The sequence below is a fragment of the Planomonospora algeriensis genome, from assembly GCF_977012225.1.
Genome location: NZ_CDRNDK010000566.1, coordinates 1 through 3,571 on the forward strand (window position 1 = coordinate 1; position 3,571 = coordinate 3,571).

Annotated in this window: 2 protein-coding genes; both read right to left on the reverse strand. The window is 74.2% G+C overall.

The window, feature by feature from the left end; all coding sequences use genetic code 11:
- Positions 1 to 2,274: PAS domain S-box protein (locus tag ACWJ6R_RS32485; protein ID WP_449065882.1), on the reverse strand; the 2,274-nt coding region annotated here is incomplete at its 3' end.
- Positions 2,275 to 2,442: 168 nt separating this feature from the next.
- On the reverse strand, positions 2,443 to 3,571 hold a 1,129-nt coding region (locus ACWJ6R_RS32490; RefSeq protein WP_449065883.1), incomplete at its 5' end, for a methyl-accepting chemotaxis protein.

Below are 3,571 nucleotides of genomic sequence, written 5' to 3' on the forward strand. Positions count from 1 at the left end.
CAGGCCGGTGCCCTCGATCCCGGCCTCCTGGGCGGTGGAGGCGCGGAAGAACCGGCCGAACAGCTGCGGGTACTCCTCGGCCGGGACGCCGATGCCGGTGTCGGCCACGGTGACGACGGCGGTCCGGTCGGCCTCGTCGCCGCCGAGGCCGACGGCGACGGTGCCGCCGGCCGGGGTGTACTTGACGGCGTTGGACAGCAGGTTGTCGAGCACCTGGCGGAGCCGTACCGGGTCGGCGTGCACGGGCGGATGCGGGGCCAGGTCGGTGGTGACGGTCAGGTCCTTGGCCGCCGCGGCGGCCCGGTGGTCGTCGAGGGCCTGGAGGACCAGCCGGGTCAGGGAGACCGGCCGGGGGTCGATGGCGATGTGCCCGGCGTCCAGGCGGGCCAGGTCCAGCAGGTCGTCGACCAGGCTCAGCAGATGGGCGCTGGTCCGGTCGATGACGTCGGCGAACATGCGCTGGGTGCCGGTCAGGCCCGGGGTGTCGACGAGCATCTCGACGTAGCCGCGGATGGCGCCGATCGGGTTGCGCAGCTCGTGGCTGACCAGGGCGACCAGCTCGTCCTTCATCCGGTCGTGCTCCTCGGCCAGGCGGTGGCGCTCGGTCACGTCGGTGGAGATGCCGTCGGCGAACAGCCGGCCGTCCTCGCGGCGCGGCGTGCTGCGGATCCAGATCCACCGGACGGCGCCGTCCAGGCCGATGACGCGGCACTCGACCTGCGCCGGGATCCCGGCGTTGACCTTGTCGTCGAAGGCGGTGTAGGCGGGCAGGTCCTCGGGGTGGACGTGGCGGAGCAGCAGGCCGGAGATGTCGGCGCCTTCCGGGAGCCGGCCGCCGAACACCCCGGCGGCGTTCTGGCTCTGGTAGACCGAGCGGGCCCGGCCGTCGGGGGTGATCTCGATGGTCCAGACGTTGTCGTCGATCTGGGAGACGACCTGGTCGAAGTGGCGGCGGCTGGCGGCCAGGGCCAGGGCGAGCTCCTCGGCCCGGCGGCGCTCCAGGTAGCGGCCGACGTGCGCGCAGACGCCGTCGAGCAGGGCGACCAGGTCGTCGTCGGGTTCCTGTACGGCCTCGCTGCAGAAGACCAGCACGCCCAGCACCTGGTCGCCGCTGCGCACCGGCAGGGCGATGGCCGAGCGCAGGCCCGCCTCCAGCGCCTCCCGCCTGCGCGGGAAGGCGCGGGGCTCGGTCCTCAGATCGCTCATCCAGACCGTCCGGCCGGTGGCCCACACCCGCCCCGGCAGGCCCTGCCCCCGCTGGACCGCCTCCGCGAGGTCACCGGTGAAGCCCAGGCCGGGCCGGTGCCAGGCACCGACGCGGACCAGGGCGCTCCGGTCGAGGTCGATCTGCCAGTACTCCCCGTAGGACCAGTCCAGCGCCCGGGTGACCGCGGTGAGCACCCGGGCGGCCGCCTGCTCGCTGCAGCCCGCCCCGGCCAGCGCCTGCGCCACGGCGTGCTGGGCGTCGCGCAGGCGCTGGGCGCGGTACTGGTCGGTGATGTCGTGCAGGGCGGAGACCGCGCCCAGGCGGCGTCCGTCGGGAGTGGTGATGGGGCGGCCGTTGACCACGCAGCGGCGTGCCTCGGTCCCCGGCGGGCGGATCACCAGGTGCTGGCCGTCGACGTTCTCGCCGGCGCGCGCCCGGGCCAGCGGCGCCTGCTCGGGCCGGAGCGGGGTGAGGCCGTCGGGGGCGAACAGGTTGCGGTCCTGCGGCCAGTCGCCGTCATCCCCGGCCGGCGGATCGCCCGTCACGCGGTGCAGCTCGCGCGCCGCCCGGTTGAACAGGGTCAGCCGGCCCTCCCCGTCGCAGGCCATCACACCGACCTGGAGGCTGTCCAGCAGCGCCCGCAGGAACGTCCGCTCCTCCTCCAGCCGACGCTGGGCCTCGCGGCGGTCGCTGATGTCGTGCACGAACGCGTGCAGGACAGGCCCGCCGCGCCGGTCGTCGACCTGCAGGGCCATCTCGATGGGGAACTCCCGGCCCGAGCGGTCGGCGACGGTCAGCTCCAGGCGGTGGTCGGGCAGGTCGGAGGCGCCGTGCTCGCGGAGGCGGGCCAGGCCCTCGCCGTACCGGCGGCGCAGCGACGGCGGAGCGATCAGGGCGGTCACGCTCCGGCCCAGGGCCTCGGCCGCCGGCCAGCCGAACAGCCGCTCGGCCGCGGCGTTCCACGCGCGTACGGTGCCGTCGGCGTCGAGCGAGATGAAAGCGTCCCGGGCCCGTTGCAGGATCGCCCGCAGCGCCTCCGCGTCACCCAGGTCTCCGACCGTCCCCATGGCCCCCGCCTTTCCCGATTTCACTCGGATATGCCAGCGATGTTCCCCCTGTCCGATGTCACGGTATGCGCAGAGACCGTCTCCCGGTGCAACGGGCCGGCCGGGCGGCGCTCTGGAGAAGGAAGGGGAGGCCCGGGACGAGGACCCTCGGGGATCCGCCGGCCGCGGTCACCGAGGGGCGGAGCCGAGGGCGGCCGTGACGTGCCGGTGGATGCGGTCGGCCGTGGACGGCGGGACGTCGGTGAACCGCAGGCCGAGCTCGACGGCGTCGTCGCGTGTCGTGTGGTGGACGATCTCGGCGTTCAGCCTCAGCGGGGCGGCCCCGCCCAGCGGGATGTCGACCGCGACGTGGTCGCCCTGCTTGAGCGGGATGCCCGGGCGGCCGGAGAAGTGCGCCCCGGACGCGCTCAGGTCGAGCATCTGGGCGGGGTGGGTGCGGCCCTCCGCGTGGATCCAGGTCTCGCCGCTGACCACCGCGCGGGGCGTGGTGCGCCGTTCGAGCTGCTCGCTCAGGTGCGACATCGTCGAGATCCGGTGGATCGCCCGGTCGAGGTACTCCTTGAGCAGGTCGACGCTGGTGTGCTGCCGCCGGGTCATGACGCCGACCCGGGAGGCGGCCTCACCGAGGTTGCCGACGCCGTCGGCCATCTCGGTGAGCACCCCGGTCATGGCGTGGGCGTTCTCCTCCAGGGAGCGGATGGTGTCGGTGATCTCACCGGTCGAGTGGGTCGTGGCCGCGGCCAGGTCCTTGACCTCGCCGGCCACGACGCCGAACCCCTTGCCCGCCTCGCCGGCGTGGACGGCCTCGATGGTGGCGTTCAGCGCGAGCAGGTGGGTCTGGGAGGCCACGCTGGAGATGATGTGGGCGATGCCCTCCACCTTGCGCAGGGACGCCTCGAGCTGCTCGACGGTGTCGTTGGCCCGGCGTGCCTGCTCGACGACGCGGTGGGTGACGGTGTCGGTCACGCCGACCTGCTCGTCAATGGTGTCGGCGGTGCCGCGCAGTTCCTCGGTCTTGTCGACCACCACCCGCAGCTCGCCCATGATGGTCGAGACGCTGTTGTCGATCATCTCCTGGGCGCGCTCGCGGGCCTGCCGCTCGTTGAGCCGGCGTTCGGCGTAGAGGGAGCGCAGCTGCTCCTCGCGCGCGGCGGCGGCGCGCTTCAGCGCCGCCTCCTGGGCGGCGATCGTCTCCAGCATGGCGTCGACGGCACGGCCCAGGGCGCCGATCTCGTCGCGGTCGCCGGAGTGCGCGCGCAGGTCGCGGTCACCGGAGGCGAGGGCGGCTTCGGCGGCG